The sequence below is a fragment of the Mycobacterium sp. SMC-18 genome, assembly GCF_045310895.1.
Classification (GTDB): domain Bacteria; phylum Actinomycetota; class Actinomycetes; order Mycobacteriales; family Mycobacteriaceae; genus Mycobacterium.
In genome coordinates, this window is sequence record NZ_JBJIAL010000031.1 from 16,867 (window position 1) to 34,863 (window position 17,997).

The window sequence follows — 17,997 nt, forward strand, 5'->3', positions numbered from 1 at the left end:
GCGCTGGCCGGGTAATGCCCACTATACACACGTCAACAGGGCTGTGCGCAACTGTTGATTGTCTGTGAAAGGCGCGTGTCAGCACGTCAATCGCCGCGATGGCCACCCCGCGGGCGACCGACACGGCGACACCGCCGCCCACCCGGCACCGGCATTCCGGAGCATATGCTGGGAGCCGTGACCGCATCCGATCCGGCCGCCGGGGCCGCGGCCGCGCCGCGTCAGGAGGCCGAGTCGAGCGCTCCGGTGCGCACCGCGGCCTTCTTCGATCTCGACAAAACGGTGATTGCCAAGTCCAGCACCCTCGCTTTTAGCAAACCTTTTTTCAACCAGGGACTGCTGAACCGGCAAGCCGTCCTCAAGTCCACCTATGCACAGTTTCTGTTCCTGATGTCCGGCGCCGACCACGATCAGATGGACCGCATGCGGTCCTACCTGACCAACATGTGCACCGGCTGGGACGTCGAACAGGTCAAGTCGATCGTCGCGGAGACGCTGCATGACATCGTCGACCCGCTGGTCTTCGCCGAGGCCGCGAACCTGATCGCCGACCACAAGCTGTGTGGCCGCGACGTCGTGGTGGTCTCGGCATCGGGCGAGGAGATCGTCGCGCCCATCGCCCGCGAACTCGGTGCCAACCATTCGATGGCCACGCGCATGGTGGTCGAGGACGGCAAGTACACCGGCGACGTCGACTTCTACTGCTTCGCGGAAGGCAAGGTCGAGGCGATCGAGGAACTCGCGGCCCGCGAGGGCTATGCGCTCGAGCACTGCTACGCCTACTCGGACTCCATCACCGATCTGCCGATGCTTGAGGCCGTCGGCCACCCGGCCGTGGTGAACCCGGATCGCGCCCTGCGCAAGGAGGCCGCCGCCCGCGGCTGGCCGGTACTGACCTTCACCCGCCCGGTCTCGCTGCGGGACCGGCTGCCGGCGCCGTCGGGCGCCGCCGTGGCCACCACCCTGGCCGTCGGCGCCAGTGCCCTCGCGGCCGGCGCCGTGACGTACTCGCTGCTCCGTCGACTGAACTTCTGAAAGCTACTGACGAGTTGCTGAGACCGGCTCCGTAACAATCACAAATCGCCGGTGATTGACCCTTGATGTGACTGCGGTCACGTAGTACAAAGGAAGCACGGAAGCCCCCGAGGCCAAGACCGAACCGGAAGAGAAGGTTCGGCCTCCCGAAGAGGGCATCCCAGCACGGAATACCGGCACCCACGCGGAGCACATACCGCGACAATGGTAAAAGCGTTGTGGGCCTGCGTAATTGCGAAAAGCGAACGGCTAAGAGGACCCCTTGGGTGGGGTTGTAGCCGCAGCGCATCGCAGGGACGCCGAGGCCACCCACACAACCCGACAAGCACGCTTGGTAACCGGGGTTCCGTGCTAGCGGGCGGCGAGCCGAGTCAGATGTCCTCTGACGACGGAGCGTCGCCCGCTTTTATGTTTCCGTCTTTGCTGGAGAAGATCGCGGACAGCCCGCTACTTGGCCGAGGCCTGCGCGATCGACAGCGCCTCCCGGGCCCCGGCGTGCAGCGCACGACTGCTGCAGATCAACCACGCCGTCAGCCCGTCGGCCGTGCCCGACGCGAAGCCCCGTGCCGCGGCACGGTATTCGCCAACCTGGCGCATCCAGTACATCTCCGGTACGCCGAGGCCGTGCGGGTCGAGTCCACTGGACATGGTGATCAACCGGGACACCGCGCGCGCCACCACACCGTCGGCGACCCCGAATGGAGCCAGGCTCAGTAGTTCGCCATGAGCGACGCCCGCGAGGACGGTCGCCGGTACCCGGCTCCCACCGCTCACGATCTCGCCGAGCAGCTCGAGCCGGCGGCCCACGTCCGGATCGTCGGTGCGGGGCCGGCCGAGCCGGTCCGGGTCCGTCAGATCCGCGGCCGCCAGCGAGTGCAGCCGGGCGATCGCCTGCAACGGCGCGCGCTGCCAGACGCCGACGAGCGCGGTCGCGCCGCCTTCGAGCGCTTCGGCCACGCGCAGCGCGCCGGCGAGCACCGCGTCGGCGCGCTCACCTTTCGCCGGGGCCTCGCCGTCCTTACTGAAGCTCAGGGATCCGCCGTCGAGTACCGACGACGCCCGAGCGGCCCGCATCGACGCCTCGGCCGCGGTGGCCGGCCAACCGCGCAAGTTCACCTTGTGCCGGTGGGCCCGGCCGAGCGCTTCACGCGCCTCGTCTCCGGCCTCGGCCACGCCGGGCAGTTCGGCCAGGGGAGCCAGCGGGTCAGGTGCAGCCACGTCCGCACACGGTAGTGCCACCAGGTGGTCACCTCCAACGTCACGGTGGCGAGCCACCTCCAACGTCATTGCAACGTGCCAGTGACTACGCTCACAACCATGACACAAGACACCGCTGTGCCACAGGCTTACCCGCCGCCTGCCGAGTTCGCCGCGCAGGCCAATGCCACCGCCGCGCTGTATCAAGAGGCCGACGCCGACCGCCTGGATTTCTGGCGCCGCCAGGGCGAGCGGTTGTCGTGGGCGACCCCGTTCACCGAGGTGCTCGACTGGTCCAACGCACCCTTCGCCAAGTGGTTCGGCGACGGCAAGCTCAACGTCGCCTACAACTGCGTCGACCGCCACGTCGAGGCCGGCAATGGCGACCGCGTCGCGATCCACTGGGAAGGCGAGCCCGTCGGTGACGCCCGCGACATCACCTACGCCCAGCTCAAGGACGAGGTGAGTAAGGCCGCCAACGCCCTGACCGCGCTGGGCCTGACCGCCGGCGACCGCGTCGCCATCTACATGCCGATGGTGCCCGAGGCCATCGTGGCGATGCTGGCCTGCGCGCGCCTGGGTGTCATGCACTCGGTCGTGTTCGCCGGCTTCTCGGCCACCGCGCTGGCCGCCCGCGTCGAGGACGCCCAGGCCAAGCTCGTCATCACCACCGACGGGCAGTATCGCCGCGGCCAGGCGGCCTCGCTCAAGTCCGCGGTCGACGAAGCCGTCACCGGCCAGCCGAGCGTCGAGCACGTCCTGGTGGTCAAGCGCACCGGCATCGACGTCGACTGGACCGAGGGCCGCGACGTCTGGTGGCACGAGATCGTCGACTCACAGTCCACCGACCACACCCCCGAGGCGTTCGACGCCGAGCAGCCGCTGTTCCTGCTGTACACCTCCGGCACCACCGGCAAGCCCAAGGGCATCGTGCACACGAGTGGCGGTTACCTGACGCAGGCGTCCTACAGCCACCACAACGTCTTCGACATCAAGGCCGACGACGTCTACTGGTGCACCGCCGACATCGGCTGGGTCACCGGGCACACCTACATCGTCTACGGGCCGCTGTCCAACGGCGTCACGCAGGTCGTCTACGAAGGCACCCCGACCTCACCGAACGAGCACCGGCACTTCGACATCATCGAAAAGTACGGTGTCACCATCTATTACACGGCGCCGACGCTGATCCGCACGTTCATGAAGCTGGGCCACCAGATCCCCGCGGCGCACGACCTGTCGAGCCTGCGGGTGCTCGGCTCGGTCGGCGAGCCCATCAACCCCGAGGCCTGGCGCTGGTACCGCGAACACATCGGCGCGGGCACCACGCCCATCGTGGACACCTGGTGGCAGACCGAGACCGGCGCCATCATGATCTCCCCGCTGCCCGGCGTCACCGCCGCCAAGCCCGGCTCGGCCATGACCCCACTGCCGGGCATCAGCGCCAAGATCGTCGACGACGACGGCAACGAACTGGTCCCCGGCGCCGACGAGGAAGAACACGTCACCGGCTACCTCGTGCTCGACAAGCCGTGGCCGTCGATGCTGCGCGGCATCTGGGGCGACGACGAACGCTTCAAGGACACCTACTGGTCCCGCTTCGCCGAGCAGGGCTGGTACTTCGCCGGTGACGGCGCCCGCTACGACGCCGACGGCAACATCTGGGTCCTGGGCCGTATCGACGACGTCATGAACATCTCCGGGCACCGCATCTCCACCGCCGAGGTCGAGTCCGCACTCGTCGGGCACTCCGGTGTGGCCGAGGCCGCCGTCGTCGGCGCCACCGACGCCACCACCGGGCAGGCCATCTGCGCGTTCGTCATCCTCAAGGCCTCCGCGCACGGCGGCTCGGAGAACATCGTCGAAGAACTGCGGGCCCAGGTCGCGACCGAGATCTCCCCCATCGCCAAGCCGCGCGAGATCCACATCGTGCCCGAGCTGCCCAAGACGCGCAGCGGCAAGATCATGCGCCGCCTGCTGCGCGACGTCGCCGAGGGCCGCGATCTCGGGGACACCTCCACCCTCGTCGACCCCAGCGTCTTCGAGGCCATCCGCGCCAGTAAGTAGGGCAGCCAGCAGGGCCAGGCCGGCTCAGGCGATGGGCACGTAGCCCGCGCCGGGCCGGCTCTTGGCGTCGAGGTCGGCGATCACCGCGTTGATCGACACCGTCACGGCCGGGGTGTGCAGCGGCACGTACTTGACGACGCACGTCGGCAGGTCGTCACTGAAGGCGCCGTGGATCATGCCGACCAGTTTGTTGTTGACGGTGACGGGCGCGCCCGAGTCGCCGGGCTGGCCACACACCTGGTCCACGATGGTGCCCGGGTCCTGTCCGGGGCCCCACGTGACACCGCACGTGTAGCCCGTGGTGCGGCCCAGCTTGCACGCCACCTGACCGAAGGCCGGGTCCGGGCCGATGCCGTCGATCTGGAAGCCGTTGACGTTGTTCAGCGGCTGCACCTTGGCCGGGTCGAACTCGATGACGGCGTAGTCCAGCGGCTGGCTACCGGCCACCATGACGCCCAGGGTGCCCCGGTTCTCTGCGCCCTCGGCCGCCACCTCGTGACCGGGACCGCCGCAGTGCGCCGACGTGAAGCCGACCAGCTTGCCGCGATTGTCGTGACCGATCGTGGTCAGGGTGCAGAACGTGTCGCCGTCCACGACGATGCCCGAGCCACCGCCCAGCGGCACCGGTGCATCCGCGTGGGCCGGCACCCCGACCGATGTGCCGAGCAGAGCAATGGCCATCCCACACATCGAAGCAAACCCGGGTGCCAAACGCATCGGGGCAGTGTATCGCTGGGCCGGATCGTTAAGCGGCGCCCCACGTGGCAACATATGCCAGGACTACACCGACGCCGGGAGGACGTGTTCGTGAGCAATGGCGATCGCAAGAATGGCCCCGTTCCAGCCACGGTGACCTCGATCCCGCTGGTGGATCCGCATGCACCCAAGGCCGATCCGTCGATCGGCGATCTGGTCAAGGAAGCCACCGCGCAGATGTCGACGCTGGTGCGCGCCGAGGTCGAGCTGGCGCGCGCCGAGATCACCGCCGACGTCAAGAAGGGCCTGACCGGCAGCGTCCTGTTCATCGCCGCCCTCGTCGTGCTCTTCTACTCGACGTTCTTTTTCTTCTTCTTCCTCGGCTCGCTGCTGGAGCTGTGGCTGCCGAGCTGGGCGTCGTACCTCATCGTCTTCGCGCTGATGGTGCTGACGACGGGTGCGCTCGCCTTCCTGGGCTTCCTCAAGGTCCGCAAGATCCGCGGCCCGCGGGACACCATCGCCACGGTCAAGGAGGCCAAGGTGGCGCTGACACCGGGCCACGACAAGCCGTCGAGCCAAGCCTCCATTCGCACGGCTTCTAGCGACACCTCAGGCTGGTAGTGCCGCCACCTGATCCGTCGGTCGTCCGGATCGACGGTCCGTGGCGACACCTCCAGGTGCACGCGAACGGGATCCGCTTCCACGTCGTCGAGGCCGAGGGCTCCGAGCCCGAGGACCGGAACGCGGACGGCTCCTCGAATGCCGAGCGCCCGCTGGTGATCCTGCTGCACGGGTTCGCCTCGTTCTGGTACTCGTGGCGGCATCAGTTGCGCGACCTGCGGGGCGCCCGCGTCGTCGCGGTCGACCTGCGCGGCTACGGCGGCAGCGACAAACCACCGACCGGATACGACGGCTGGACGCTGGCCGGCGACACCGCGGGCCTGGTGCGCGCGCTGGGACACCACTCGGCCGTACTGGTGGGACACGCCGACGGCGGCCTCGTCTGCTGGGCGACGGCAATGCTGCATCCGCGGGTGGTGCGGGGCATCGCGCTGGTCAGTTCACCGCATCCCGTGGCGCTGCGGTCGTCGACGCTGACCGACAAGGGCCAGCGCGCGGCCCTGCTGCCGGCGATGCTGCGCAACCAGGTGCCGTGGTGGCCCGAGCATGTCCTGACCCGGCGGGGTGGTGCGGCCGTCGAGCAGCTGGTGCGCAGCCGCGCCGGCGCCGCCTGGCCGGCGACGGCCGACTTCGCCCAGACCGCCGCGCACCTGCGCACCGCGATCCAGATTCCGTCGGCCGCGCATTCGGCGCTCGAATACCAGCGGTGGGCGGCGCGCAGTCAGCTCCGCGGTGAGGGCCGGCGCTTCATGCGCGCGATGAAACAGCGCACCGCGGTCCCGGTCCTGCACCTGCACGGCACCGCCGATCCGTACGTGCTCGACGACCCGGTCCGCCGGACGCAGCGTTACGCCCCGCAGACCCGCTTCGTATCCATCCCCGGCGCAGGACATTTCGCGCACGAGGAACAGCCGTCGACCGTCACCTCGGAGCTGTCGACGTTCCTGCACCAGCTACCCGGCTGAGATGCACTTCCCGGTCGGCACCGCTTCGGAGTTGTCGACCTTGGCCATCTGCTTGGCCACCTCGTCGGCGGTGAGGACGAAGCCCGTGTCGGCGTCGTCGACGGCGGCGCCGAACACGACACCGAGCACCTTCCCACTGCCGTCGATCAGCGGTCCGCCCGAATTGCCTTGGCGGACATTGCCTCTGATGGTGTAGACCTCGCGAGTGACGGTCGTGGAGTGGTAGATGTCCGGACCGTTGAGCTTGATGACCTCGCGGATGCGCGCCGGCGTCGCGGCGAACTCACCGCCGCCCGGATAGCCCATCACCACCGCGCCGGTCCCGGTCGCGGCCTCCTGCATGTCGAACTTCAGGGGTGCCGCGGGCAGGTCGGGCGCGTCGAGAATCGAGATGTCGGCCTCGGGGTCGTACGACACGACCTTGGCGTCGTAGCTCTTGTCGTCGACCTGGACGGTGACGCTGTTGGAGCCGGCCACCACGTGGGCGTTGGACATCACCCGGCCGGGCGCCACCACGAAGCCGGTGCCCTCGAGCACCTTCTGGCAGCTCTGGGCGACGCCGCGGATCTTCACGACGCTGCCCTTGGCCGCGGCCACCGCCGGATCGGCGACGAGCCCCGGATCGGGTGCCGAGACGCTGACGATCGGCGTGCGGCCGAACGGCTGCAGCACCGACGGCAGTCCCGAGGTGTTCAGCAGCGCCGACAGCCGCGTGGGCACGCGCTTGAGCCAGGCCGGTGCGAGGTCGTTGACCTCGGACAGCACGCGCGAGCCGTTCACCGCGGCAGCCAGGTTCGGTTGGTCGGACGACGTCAGCGGGGTGGCCAGCAGCCAGGCGGCAACCAGGACCGCGACCAGTTGCAGGGCCATGCCGACGACCGAGTCGAATCCGCGCACCACCTCGTTGCGCATGGCGCCGCGGACGGCGCGGCCCAGCACCACACCGGCGATCTCGCCGACCACGACCAGGCCCAGGATCAGGAACAGGGCGATGAAGAGCTTGCTGCGGGCGCCGTCGACGTGCGCCACCACATGCGGCGCCAGCAGCACACCGGCCACCGCGCCGAGCACCACACCGAGAAAAGACAGCAGGGAGCCCAGCGCCCCGGACCGCCAGCCCGAGACGGCGGCGACGAAGGCGACGGACAGAACGGCCAGATCCAGCCATTGTGAAGGTGTCATGGTTGATCCACACGGTAACCGCTGGACTCGCCCAGCAGCGCCATTGCCGCGTCCAGTTCCTCGACGACGTCGGTGTTCCACGGCTTGGCCCAGCCTGCGACGTCGAGCATCGCGGAGATCACCTGAGCGGTGAAGCCCCACACCAGCATCTGGTTGAGCAGAAATGCCGGGCCGGCGAACTGCCGCGTGTTCTCTTTGCGATACACCATCAACCGGTTCTCGGGATTGACGAAGGCGCGCACCGGAACCCGCGCGACGATCGCGGTCTCGGCCGGGTCGACGGCGAGGACGTGGCCCGGGTCGGGCGAGTACGCGAGCACGGGGACCACGTGAAAACCCGAGGGCGGGATGAACATTCGGTCCAGCGTGGCCAGGATGTGCAACCGGGAGGGATCAATGCCGGTTTCCTCGTTCGCCTCGCGCAGCGCGGTGCCGATGGGACCGTCGTCCCCTGGATCGGACGCGCCGCCGGGGAACGCCGCCTGCCCGGCGTGGTGGCGCAGCGTCGATGCGCGGACGGTGACCAGCAGGTCGGCGTCGGGCGGCAGGGCACCGGCGGGGGCGTCGGGCGCGCCCGAGAACAACACCAGGACGGCGGCGTCGCGCTTGGTGCCGGTCAATGTCGCGGTGGCGCCGGCGGCGGTGATGGCCGCCAGCACGCTCTTCGGCACCCGGCGCCGGTAGGCCTGCGGGAGGTCCGCGGCGTTGTCGACGAGGGGCCGCAGCCAGGCCGGGGCGGCCTGTGGGTTCAGCACGTTCACCCCGACACTCCTAACTGTGCGTTCACTGCACTGGCGATCTCGTCGGCACTGGTGAACGGCCGGGGCAGGACCTGCGCAACGCTACCGTCAGGGCGCAGCAGCACGGTCGCAGGCATGACATTGGGGACGCGCAGCGCGGCCGCGATCAGCCGCCGGCCGTCCTGCAGCATCGGCAGCTTGACGCCCAGGTCGGCCAGCCGCAGCAGCCCGGCGGTCTCGTTCTCGTCCTGATGCACCGTCAGCACCGTCACCTTCGGGCCCACCCGGCGCTGGTACTCGGCCAGTGCGGGCAGTTCGTCGGCGCACGGGCCGCACCAGTAGGCCCACAAGTTCAGCACCACGGCGCGGCCGGCGACGGCCTTGGCGACGTCGACGGGCGTCCCGTCGGCCGCGCAGTCGACCGTGATGCCCTGCAGCGCTTGCGGTCCGGGCCCGCCCTGCGGTGCCGGACAGGGCGGCAGGGCCGCCTTGGCCCGGGGTCCGGCCAGCGCCGCCGGGGTGTCGGCGTCGCGATGTGCGCGCGCGACAGTCTGCTGGCCCGCCGGCCCGGACGCGGTCCGGTCGTCACCGAGTTGCCGCCACAGCGCCACACCGAGAACGACGAACACGGCCAGCACCACCACGGTCCAACGGGCAGACCGACTCACTCGGTGATCCCGGCCAGGGCCAGCAGGTGTTCGGTCTCGGGACCCTTCACCAGCGCCGCGGCGGCGGCCAGGTCCGTCGGCCCGAGTCCGTACGACGGGCAGTCGCGGGCCAGCACACACACGCCGCAGGCCGGGGTCCGGGAATGGCAAACCCGGCGCCCGTGAAAGATGACGCGGTGCGACAGCAGGGTCCATTCCTTGCGCGGGATCAGCTCGCCGACGGCGTGTTCCACCTTGACCGGGTCCTCTTCGGCGGTCCAGCGCCAACGTCGCACCAGCCGGCCGAAGTGCGTGTCGACCGTGATGCCCGGGATGTCGAAGGCGTTGCCCAGGATGACGTTCGCGGTCTTGCGTCCCACACCCGGCAGCGTGACCAGCTCGTCGAGGGTGTCGGGCACCTCGCCGTCGAAACGGGTGACCAGTTCCTGGCCCAGCCCCATGATCGACGTCGCCTTGTTGCGGTAGAAGCCGGTGGGCCGGATCAGCTCCTCGAGTTCGGTCCGGTTGGCCTGCGCATAGTCCAGCGCCGTCGGGTATTTGGCGAACAGCGCCGGCGTGGTGAGGTTCACCCTCTTATCCGTGCACTGCGCCGACAGGATCGTGGCCACCGCCAGCTCCAGCGGATTGGTGAAATCCAGCTCGCAGTAGACGTGCGGGAACGCTTGCGCCAGTTCACGATTCATTCTCCGAGCGCGACGCACCAGACCCAGGTGGGTTTCGCGGTCGTATTTTGCGGTGGATCGTCGCGCAGGCACGCCGGTAAGCGTACTGAGAGAAGTCGGTAAGGATACTTTGACCGGCGTCGTTTCGTGATCACCCTGAGACATTCGGCGTGTTTACTTCTGCGTGTGTCCTGGTTGCTCGTGGTGTGCATTCCCGGGTTGCTCATGTTGGCAACCTTCGGGTTGAGCCGCCTCGAAGCGATGCTGGATACGTCCAAGGAGACGTACACCGCGGCAGACGTCAAAGCCTTCGTCGAGAAGGTCAAGAACGCCTGGTCGGAGCAATCCGCATCCGCCGGTACGTTGCCGCACCGATCGGCACCCCGATTCGAGGAGCCGCGCGCCCTCGCGGCCCCGTCGCCGACGCGCGACAACCCGCTCGGCGCCTTCGGTGAGCCCGAGTTACCCAGCCGCGCGTATGCCCACTATGCGAGCAATCCGCAATTTCGCGAGACTCGCCAGGCGAATCGTGTGTAGCGTGGCTGGTTGCGAAACGGCTTACCACTAGACTGACTTTGTTAACCAGTTCACTGGCTAGCTTGCGCGCGTTTTTTATCACTCACCAGCCTTAGGGAGCAACGTGGACGAGATCCTGGCGAGGGCCGGAATCTTCCAGGGTGTCGAGCCCACCGCGGTATCCGCACTGACCAAACAGCTGCAGCCTGTCGACTTTCCTCGCGGACACACCGTGTTCGCCGAAGGCGAGCCCGGCGACCGCCTCTACATCATCATCTCCGGCAAGGTGAAGATCGGCCGCCGGTCGCCGGACGGCCGGGAGAACCTGCTGACGATCATGGGTCCGTCGGACATGTTCGGTGAGCTGTCGATCTTCGACCCGGGTCCCCGGACGTCGAGCGCCATCACCATCACCGAGGTGCGCGCGGTCTCGATGGACCGTGAAGCGCTGCGGGCGTGGATCGCGGACCACCCGGAGATCGCCGAGCAGCTGCTGCGCGTGCTCGCCCGCCGGTTGCGCCGCACCAACAACAACCTGGCCGACCTGATCTTCACCGACGTGCCCGGTCGCGTGGCCAAGCAGCTGCTGCAGCTGGCCCAGCGCTTCGGCACCCAGGAGGGCGGCGCCCTGCGCGTCACCCACGACCTGACGCAGGAAGAGATCGCCCAGCTGGTCGGCGCCTCCCGCGAAACCGTGAACAAGGCGCTCGCCGACTTCGCGCACCGCGGCTGGATCCGCCTGGAGGGCAAGAGCGTGCTGATCTCCGACTCCGAGCGGCTGGCCCGCCGAGCCCGCTAGTACTGACGAAGATGCCCCCGCACACATGGCGTGTCGGGGGCATCTTTGTCTGGTCTGGTCAAGCAGTCCGCAGGTAGTCCAACTGGGCCTGCACCGATTTCTCGGCGGCGTCCCACAGCTTCTGGTCGACGTCGGTATAGACGTGTTCGACGACCTGCCGCGCCGAGGCCTCTTCACCGAGCACTTTCAGGGCGCCGCGCACCTGGTCCAGCCGTTCCTCGCGGTGCGCGAGGTACATGGCCGTCACCTGCGACAGGTCGGCCAGATCGGGACCATGGCCGGGCAGGACGGTCCGCTGCCCGAGGCCCTGCAGCCGCCGCAGCGATTCCAGGTAGTCGCGCAAGCTGCCGTCCTCGTTGTCGATGACGGTGGTGCCGCGACCCAGCACGGTGTCCGCGGTCAGCACGGGACCCTTCCCGTCGCTGCGCTCGCCCCTGACATCGTCGACCAGGAACGACAGCGAATCCGCGGTGTGGCCGGGCGTCGCCATGACGGTGATCCGCAGGCCCGCGGCGTCGATCACCTCGCCATCGGTGAGCGGCCCGCCGAGTCCTCGCAGGAACCCGCTGCCGACCGAGCGCACCACCGCACCCGTCATGCCGACGAGCTTGTCGATGCCGCCGGTGTGGTCGTCGTGCTTGTGACTGATCAGCACCAGCGGAATCTTGCCGAGTGCTGCGATGCGCTCGAGGTGCGCATCGTCGTCAGGTCCCGGGTCGACGACGACCATCTCGTCACTACCGCGCCCGCGCAGCACCCAGGTGTTGGTGCCGTCGAGCGTCATGATCCCCGGGTTGTCGCACAGCAGTACCGAGGCGGCCTCCGTGACCGGCCGCAGCACGCCATACGCGGGATGCGTCATACGACCTCGACGATCAACTCCACCTCGACCGGCGCATTCAACGGCAACTCCGAGACCCCGACGGCAGAGCGGGCGTGCGCACCGGCCGGGCCGAACACCTCGCCCATCAGTTCGGACGCGCCGTTGATCACCGCGGGCTGGCCGTTGAAGCCCGGTGCCGAGGCGACGAAACCGACGACCTTGACGATCCGCACCACCGAGTCGATACCCACCAGCGCGTGCACGGCAGCCAACGCGTTGAGGCCGCAGATCCGGGCCAGGGCCTTGCCGTCCTCGGCACTGACCTCGCCGCCGACCTTGCCCTCGGCCGGCAACTGGCCGCCCTGCATGGGCAGCTGGCCCGAGGTGTAGACGAGGTTCCCGGTACGGACGGCGGGGACGTAAGCGGCAAGGGGCGCAACGACTTCCGGCAGCTCGATGCCGAGCTCGGCCAACCGGTCGGAGACGGTCACTTCGGCCGCTTCAGGTATGCGACGTGCTGCTCACCGCTCGGGTTGGCCAGCACCGACACCAGCTCCCACCCGTCCTGGCCCCACTGGTCCAGGATCTGCTTGGTGGCGTGGATCAGCAACGGGACGGTGGCGTACTCCCACCGGGTCGGTTCGCTCATGCCGCCGAGCTTATCGGCCGAGGGGTACCGCATGGTTAACATGCTGGGGTGACCTCCGAATCGACGGGCCGAACCCACACCGGTTGGCCCGCGCGCCTGGACCAGGCGCGCCTCCATTTCGTCACCGGCAAGGGCGGTACCGGCAAAACCACCGTCGCCGCCGCGCTGGCGCTGGCGCTGGCCGCCGGCGGCCGCAGCGTCCTGCTGGTCGAGGTCGAGGGGCGGCAGGGCATCGCGCAGCTTTTCGACGTGCCGCCGCTGCCGTACGGGGAGCAGAAGATCGCCACCGCCGAAGGCGGCGGGCAGGTGAACGCGCTGGCCATCGACACCGAGGCCGCGTTCCTGGAGTACCTGGACATGTTCTACAACCTCGGCATCGCCGGCCGTGCCATGAAGCGCATCGGCGCGGTCGAGTTCGCCACCACGATCGCTCCCGGCCTGCGTGACGTCCTGCTCACCGGCAAGATCAAAGAGGTCGTGGTCCGCAACGGCAAGACCGCCAAGGAACTCAAGGGCCAGCGCCCCTATGACGCCGTCGTGGTCGACGCCCCGCCGACGGGCCGCATCTCGCGCTTCCTCGACGTCACCAAGGCCGTCTCGGATCTCGCCAAGGGCGGGCCCGTGCATTCCCAGGCCGACGGCGTCGTGAAGCTGCTGCACTCGGAGCTCACCGCCATCCACCTGGTCACCCTGCTGGAGGCGCTGCCCGTGCAGGAGACCCTGGAAGCCATCGAAGAGCTGCGGGAGCTGGACCTGCCGATCGGCAGCGTCATCGTCAACCGCAACATCCCGGCGTACCTGTCGCAGGATGATCTGGCGAAGGCCGCCGAGGGCGTCGTCGACGCCGACGCCGTGCGCGCCGGGCTGGCCGACGCCGGAATCACGTTGTCCGACACCGACTTCGCCGGACTGCTCACCGAGACCATCCAGCACGCGACACGCATGATGGCGCGCGCCGAGAGCGCCGAGGCGCTCGACGCCCTCGAAGTGCCCCGCCTGGAACTGCCCGCTCTGCCCGACGGGGTCGACCTGGGCAGCCTGTACGAACTCGCCGAAGCACTCGAGCAGCAAGGGGTTGGCACCAAATGAGCGGCAAGCCCTTGAAGTTGGACATGCACGCGATCCTGTCGGACAAAGCGAACCGCGTCGTGGTGTGCTGCGGCGCGGGCGGCGTCGGCAAGACCACCACCGCCGCCGCGATGGCGCTGCGGGCCGCCGAGTACGGCCGCACCGTCGTGGTGCTGACCATCGACCCGGCCAAACGCCTGGCACAGGCCCTCGGCATCAAGGACCTGGGCAACACCCCGCAGCGGGTGCCGCTGGCTCCCGAGGTGCCGGGTGAGCTCTACGCGATGATGCTCGACATGCGCCGCACCTTCGACGAGATGGTGCTGCAGTACTCCGGCGAGGACCGGGCCGACGCGATTTTGGAGAACCAGTTCTACCAAACCGTCGCGACGTCGCTCTCGGGCACGCAGGAGTACATGGCGATGGAGAAGCTCGGCCAGCTGCTGGCCGAGGACAAGTGGGATCTGGTCGTCGTCGACACCCCGCCGTCGCGCAACGCGCTGGACTTCCTGGACGCGCCGAAGCGACTGGGCAACTTCATGGACAGCCGTCTGTGGCGGCTGCTGCTCGGGCCGGGCCGCGGCATCGGCCGGCTGGTCACCGGGGCCATGGGCCTGGCGATGAAGGCGCTGTCCACCGTGCTGGGTTCGCAGATGCTCTCCGACGCGGCCGGTTTCGTGCAGTCGCTCGACGCGACGTTCGGCGGGTTCCGGGAGAAGGCCGACCGCACCTACGAACTGCTCAAGCGCCCGGGTACCCGGTTCGTCGTCGTTTCAGCTGCCGAGCCCGACGCGCTGCGTGAGGCGTCGTTCTTCGTCGACCGGCTGTCGCAGGAGCAGATGCCACTGGCCGGCCTGATCCTCAACCGCACCCACCCGATGCTGTGTGACCTGACCGCCGATGCGGCCGACGAGGCCGCCGGCAAGCTGGAGCAGTCCGGTCAGGACACCGATGCGCTGGCCGCGGCGACCCTGCGGATCCACGCGAACCGCACCGTGATCTCCAAGCGTGAGGTGCGGCTGCTGTCGCGGTTCACCGGGGCCAACCCGCACGTGGCGTTGGTGGGGGTGCCGTCACTGCCGTTCGAGGTGTCCGATCTCGAGGCGCTGCGGGCCATCGCCGATCAGATCACGGGCGACGTCGTCAAAGCCTGACAGACAACGGCTTTCAAATGCTTGTGCCCGGGATTTCCTAGGAAATCCCGGGCACAGCTGTATCTACGTCTGTCAGACCGCGTTGCGGTGCTTGCGCTGGGTCGCGAAGAACTCGGCCCAGGACACCACCTCGGGGTGCTGTTTGAGCAGGGCCCGGCGCTGACGCTCGGTCATGCCGCCCCACACGCCGAACTCGACCCGGTTGTCGAGGGCGTCGGCACCGCATTCGACGATCACCGGGCAATGCCGGCAGATGACCGCGGCCTTGCGCTGTGCGGCGCCGCGGACGAACAGTTCATCCGGGTCGGCCTGGCGGCACCGGGCCTGGGACACCCAGGCGATGCGGGCTTCGGCTTCAGGTTGGACCACGCCCTGTATCGCGCCGTTTCCGGCCTGGGGAGCGATTGTCGTGCGAACTACTGGCTGTGTACCTGCCACCAGCGATCCCTTCGTCACACCGTCTCCCGACGGCCGAGTCCTCCCGAGTAGGTCGCTGATGCGATCTACGCCACATTGCGGCTAGTAGTGTTACCTAGATCGCATTGTGTGTTCAAGTTAGGTGGTCAGGGGCCTATTGCGCAATGGGTCTGGGGCCGCTTTTTTGGGACGTGTGTCCAAACGTTAATTTTTGCCCGTGTCGCAGCCCCCTAGATGCCCTAAGGACGTGGTAATCGACCAGCACTCAGCTGCTGGCCACCACGGTCGCTAGGCTGTACCCCATGCCCGAGCGACCGCAGAACCGTCCGCCGACCGCGGTCACCGTCATCAAGATGACGTGGTGCGTTCTGCTCGCCAGCGTGGTGCTCGCCGCGATGATGTTCCCGCTCATCGGGGGTGTCGGCCTGATGTCCAACCGGGCATCCGACGTCGTGGCCAACGGTTCGGCCCAGCTCGTCGAAGGTGACGCACCCGCCGTGTCCACCATGGTGGACGCCAAGGGCAACCCCATCGCGTGGCTGTATTCGCAGCGCCGTTTCGAGGTGCCGAGCGATCAGATCGCCAACACCATGAAGCTGGCCATCGTCTCGATCGAGGACAAACGGTTTGCCGAGCACAACGGGGTTGACTGGAAGGGCACCCTGACGGGCCTGTCCGGCTACATGTCGGGTTCGGCCGATACCCGCGGTGGATCCACCATCGAGCAGCAGTACGTGAAGAACTACCAGCTGCTCGTGGTCGCGCAGAGTGACGCCGAACGGCGGGCCGCCATCGAGACCACCCCGGCACGCAAGCTGCGCGAAATCCGCATGGCGCTGACCCTCGACAAGACGTTCACCAAGTCCGAGATCCTGACGCGCTACCTCAACCTGGTGTCGTTCGGCAACGGCGCGTTCGGCATCCAGGATGCCGCCCAGACGTACTTCGGCATCAACGCCAACCAGCTGAACTGGCAGCAGGCCGCACTGCTCGCCGGCATGGTGCAGTCGACCAGCGGACTGGATCCGTACGTCAACCCCGACGGCGCCCTGGCACGTCGAAACCTGGTGCTGGACACCATGATCCAGAACGTCCCGCAGGAAGCCGAGGCCCTGCGCGCCGCCAAGGCCGAGCCGCTCGGCATCCTGCCGCAGCCCAACCAGCTGCCCCGCGGCTGCATCGCCGCCGGCGACCGCGCCTTCTTCTGCGACTACGTGCTCGACTACCTGTCGAAGGCCGGCATCAGCAAGGACCAGGTGGCCAAGGGCGGCTACCTGATCCGCACGACCATCGACCCGGACATCCAGAACTCGGTCAAGTCGTCGATCGACGGCATCGCGTCCCCGTCCATCGACGGCATCGCCAGCGTCATGAGCGTCATCCGTCCCGGCAAGGACAACCACCAGGTGGTGGCGATGGCCAGCAACCGGACCTACGGCCTGAACACCGCGGCCGGGGAAACCATGCAGCCACAACCATTTTCATTGGTGGGTGACGGCGCCGGCTCCATCTTCAAGCTGTTCACCACGGCGGCCGCCATGGACATGGGCATGGGCATCAACGCGCAGCTCGACGTGCCCGGCCGGTTCGAGGCCAAGGGCCTCGGCAGCGGTGGCGCCAAGGGCTGCCCCAAGGACAAGTGGTGCGTCGAGAACGACGGCCGCTACCGGGGCAGCATGAACATCACCGACGCGCTGGCGTCGTCGCCCAACACCGGCTTCGCCAAGCTGATCTCACAGATCGGCGTCCCGCGGACCGTCGACATGGCGGTCAAGCTGGGACTGCGGTCCTACGCGGCGCCGGGCACCGCCCGCCCGTACGACCCGAACAGCAACGAGAGCCTGGCCGACTTCATCAAGCGGCAGAACATCGGCTCGTTCACCCTTGGGCCGTTCGAGGTCAACGCCCTCGAACTGTCGAACGTCGCGGCCACGCTGGCGTCGGGCGGCACCTGGTGCCCGCCCAACCCGGTGGACAAGGTGTTCGACCGGCACGGCAACGAGGTCTCGGTGACCACCCAGACCTGTGAGCAGGCGGTGCCCGAGGGCCTTGCCAACACGCTGGCCAACGCGATGAACAAGGACGCCGTCAGCGGTACCGGCGCGGGCGCCGCGCAGTCGGTCGGCTGGACGTTCCCGATGTCCGGAAAGACGGGCACCACCGAGGCCCACCGGTCGTCGGCGTTCCTCGGCTTCACCAGTGCCTACGCCGCCGCCAACTACATCTACGACGACTCCACCACGCCGTCGGACCTGTGTTCCTACCCGCTGCGCCAGTGCGGCCGCGGTGACCTCTACGGCGGCCACGAGCCGGCCCGCACGTGGTTCACCGCGATGAAGCAGTTCACGCCGCCCAACGTGGTGATGCCGCCGACCGACCCGCGCTACGTCGACGGTGGGCCGGGCTCCAAGGTGCCGAGCGTCGCGGGCATGGACCTCGACCTGGCGCAGAACCGCATCAAGGAAGCCGGCTTCCAGTTGTCCGCGCAGCCGTCGTGGGTCAACAGCACCGCGCCATCGGGTCAGGTCGTCGGCACCTCGCCGTCGGGTCAGACCATCCCCGGCTCGATCATCACGATCCAGGTCAGCAACGGCATCGCGCCGCCGCCTCCGCCACCACCGCCAGTGGGGATTCCGGGCATCGACGGCCTGCCGCCGGTGCAGATCGGGTCGACGGTCGTGGAGATTCCGGGCCTGCCGCCCATCACCGTGCCGGTCCTCGGTCCCCCGCCCCCATAG

19 protein-coding genes are annotated in these 17,997 nt (G+C 68.4%); 9 read left to right on the forward strand and 10 right to left on the reverse strand.

All coding sequences use genetic code 11. The annotated features are described in order from the left end of the window. The first annotated feature begins 177 nt into the window (after positions 1-177). Positions 178-1,035 carry an HAD-IB family hydrolase gene (locus ACJH6J_RS22115; RefSeq protein WP_406804530.1) on the forward strand — a complete coding sequence of 286 codons (858 nt, stop codon included), beginning with the start codon at positions 178-180 and terminating at the stop codon, positions 1,033-1,035. Positions 1,036-1,482: 447 nt separating this feature from the next. On the opposite strand, the gene ACJH6J_RS22120 is transcribed toward ACJH6J_RS22115, so the two are convergent. Continuing rightward, complete coding sequence (locus ACJH6J_RS22120; protein ID WP_212807327.1) at positions 1,483-2,253, reverse strand: oxidoreductase; 771 nt, start codon at positions 2,251-2,253, stop codon at positions 1,483-1,485. Positions 2,254-2,352: 99 nt separating this feature from the next. On the opposite strand from ACJH6J_RS22120, the gene acs reads away from it, so the two are divergent. Next, a complete protein-coding gene (acs, locus tag ACJH6J_RS22125; RefSeq protein ID WP_406774066.1) occupies positions 2,353-4,299 on the forward strand; it encodes an acetate--CoA ligase in 1,947 nt (648 codons plus the stop codon). A gap of 24 nt (positions 4,300-4,323) precedes the next feature. Here the strand turns inward: acs and ACJH6J_RS22130 are convergent, their stop codons facing one another. After that, positions 4,324-4,980 (reverse strand): S1 family peptidase, encoded by a 657-nt coding sequence (locus tag ACJH6J_RS22130; protein WP_318985379.1) that lies wholly within the window; start codon positions 4,978-4,980, stop codon positions 4,324-4,326. A 126-nt stretch (positions 4,981-5,106) separates the two neighbouring features. On the opposite strand from ACJH6J_RS22130, the gene ACJH6J_RS22135 reads away from it, so the two are divergent. Beyond that, positions 5,107-5,616, forward strand: a complete 510-nt coding sequence (locus ACJH6J_RS22135) for a phage holin family protein (RefSeq protein WP_212807330.1) — start codon at positions 5,107-5,109, stop codon at positions 5,614-5,616. Further along, positions 5,616-6,581, forward strand: coding sequence for an alpha/beta fold hydrolase (locus ACJH6J_RS22140; protein WP_212807331.1), 966 nt, complete (start codon positions 5,616-5,618; stop codon positions 6,579-6,581). The genes ACJH6J_RS22135 and ACJH6J_RS22140 overlap by 1 nt, the downstream gene beginning before the upstream one ends. Here ACJH6J_RS22140 and marP read toward each other — a convergent pair. From marP to nth, 4 genes are read right to left on the reverse strand one after another with little or no spacing between them, the layout of a single operon-like run. After that, positions 6,570-7,763, reverse strand: coding sequence for an acid resistance serine protease MarP (marP, locus tag ACJH6J_RS22145; protein WP_406774065.1), 1,194 nt, complete (start codon positions 7,761-7,763; stop codon positions 6,570-6,572). The genes ACJH6J_RS22140 and marP overlap by 12 nt on opposite strands. Beyond that, positions 7,760-8,524, reverse strand: a complete 765-nt coding sequence (locus ACJH6J_RS22150) for a CoA pyrophosphatase (RefSeq protein WP_135355512.1) — start codon at positions 8,522-8,524, stop codon at positions 7,760-7,762. Before ACJH6J_RS22150 ends, marP begins: the two co-directional genes overlap by 4 nt. Next, positions 8,521-9,171, reverse strand: a complete 651-nt coding sequence (locus tag ACJH6J_RS22155) for a TlpA disulfide reductase family protein (protein WP_135355511.1) — start codon at positions 9,169-9,171, stop codon at positions 8,521-8,523. Before ACJH6J_RS22155 ends, ACJH6J_RS22150 begins: the two co-directional genes overlap by 4 nt. Beyond that, a complete protein-coding gene (nth, locus tag ACJH6J_RS22160) occupies positions 9,168-9,854 on the reverse strand; it encodes an endonuclease III (RefSeq protein WP_406774129.1) in 687 nt (228 codons plus the stop codon). Before nth ends, ACJH6J_RS22155 begins: the two co-directional genes overlap by 4 nt. A gap of 204 nt (positions 9,855-10,058) precedes the next feature. On the opposite strand from nth, the gene ACJH6J_RS22165 reads away from it, so the two are divergent. Both ACJH6J_RS22165 and crp read left to right on the forward strand, forming a co-directional pair. Further along, a complete protein-coding gene (locus ACJH6J_RS22165; RefSeq protein ID WP_135355510.1) occupies positions 10,059-10,370 on the forward strand; it encodes a hypothetical protein in 312 nt (103 codons plus the stop codon). A 103-nt stretch (positions 10,371-10,473) separates the two neighbouring features. Further along, complete coding sequence (crp, locus tag ACJH6J_RS22170) at positions 10,474-11,148, forward strand: cAMP-activated global transcriptional regulator CRP (protein WP_406804531.1); 675 nt, start codon at positions 10,474-10,476, stop codon at positions 11,146-11,148. A 58-nt stretch (positions 11,149-11,206) separates the two neighbouring features. Here the strand turns inward: crp and ACJH6J_RS22175 are convergent, their stop codons facing one another. The 3 genes from ACJH6J_RS22175 to ACJH6J_RS22185 are packed head-to-tail and all read right to left on the reverse strand — an operon-like array spanning position 11,207 to position 12,620. Next, positions 11,207-12,010 carry an MBL fold metallo-hydrolase gene (locus tag ACJH6J_RS22175; RefSeq protein ID WP_406804532.1) on the reverse strand — a complete coding sequence of 268 codons (804 nt, stop codon included), beginning with the start codon at positions 12,008-12,010 and terminating at the stop codon, positions 11,207-11,209. Continuing rightward, positions 12,007-12,462, reverse strand: a complete 456-nt coding sequence (locus tag ACJH6J_RS22180) for a RidA family protein (RefSeq protein WP_061007129.1) — start codon at positions 12,460-12,462, stop codon at positions 12,007-12,009. The genes ACJH6J_RS22175 and ACJH6J_RS22180 overlap by 4 nt, the downstream gene beginning before the upstream one ends. After that, positions 12,459-12,620, reverse strand: coding sequence for a DUF4177 domain-containing protein (locus ACJH6J_RS22185; RefSeq protein WP_090562576.1), 162 nt, complete (start codon positions 12,618-12,620; stop codon positions 12,459-12,461). Before ACJH6J_RS22185 ends, ACJH6J_RS22180 begins: the two co-directional genes overlap by 4 nt. A 48-nt stretch (positions 12,621-12,668) precedes the next feature. On the opposite strand from ACJH6J_RS22185, the gene ACJH6J_RS22190 reads away from it, so the two are divergent. Together ACJH6J_RS22190 and ACJH6J_RS22195 are read left to right on the forward strand one after the other, a co-directional pair. Next, positions 12,669-13,709, forward strand: a complete 1,041-nt coding sequence (locus ACJH6J_RS22190; RefSeq protein WP_406801857.1) for an ArsA-related P-loop ATPase — start codon at positions 12,669-12,671, stop codon at positions 13,707-13,709. Next, the gene (locus ACJH6J_RS22195; RefSeq protein ID WP_060999408.1) at positions 13,706-14,842 is read left to right on the forward strand and encodes an ArsA family ATPase; all 1,137 of its coding nucleotides are present in this window, start codon (positions 13,706-13,708) and stop codon (positions 14,840-14,842) included. Before ACJH6J_RS22190 ends, ACJH6J_RS22195 begins: the two co-directional genes overlap by 4 nt. Positions 14,843-14,914: 72 nt before the next feature. Here the strand turns inward: ACJH6J_RS22195 and ACJH6J_RS22200 are convergent, their stop codons facing one another. After that, complete coding sequence (locus tag ACJH6J_RS22200; protein WP_020100988.1) at positions 14,915-15,220, reverse strand: WhiB family transcriptional regulator; 306 nt, start codon at positions 15,218-15,220, stop codon at positions 14,915-14,917. Positions 15,221-15,561: 341 nt separating this feature from the next. Here ACJH6J_RS22200 and ponA2 point away from each other — a divergent pair, with 341 nt between their 5' ends. Further along, positions 15,562-17,997, forward strand: a complete 2,436-nt coding sequence (ponA2, locus tag ACJH6J_RS22205; RefSeq protein ID WP_406801859.1) for a transglycosylase/D,D-transpeptidase PonA2 — start codon at positions 15,562-15,564, stop codon at positions 17,995-17,997.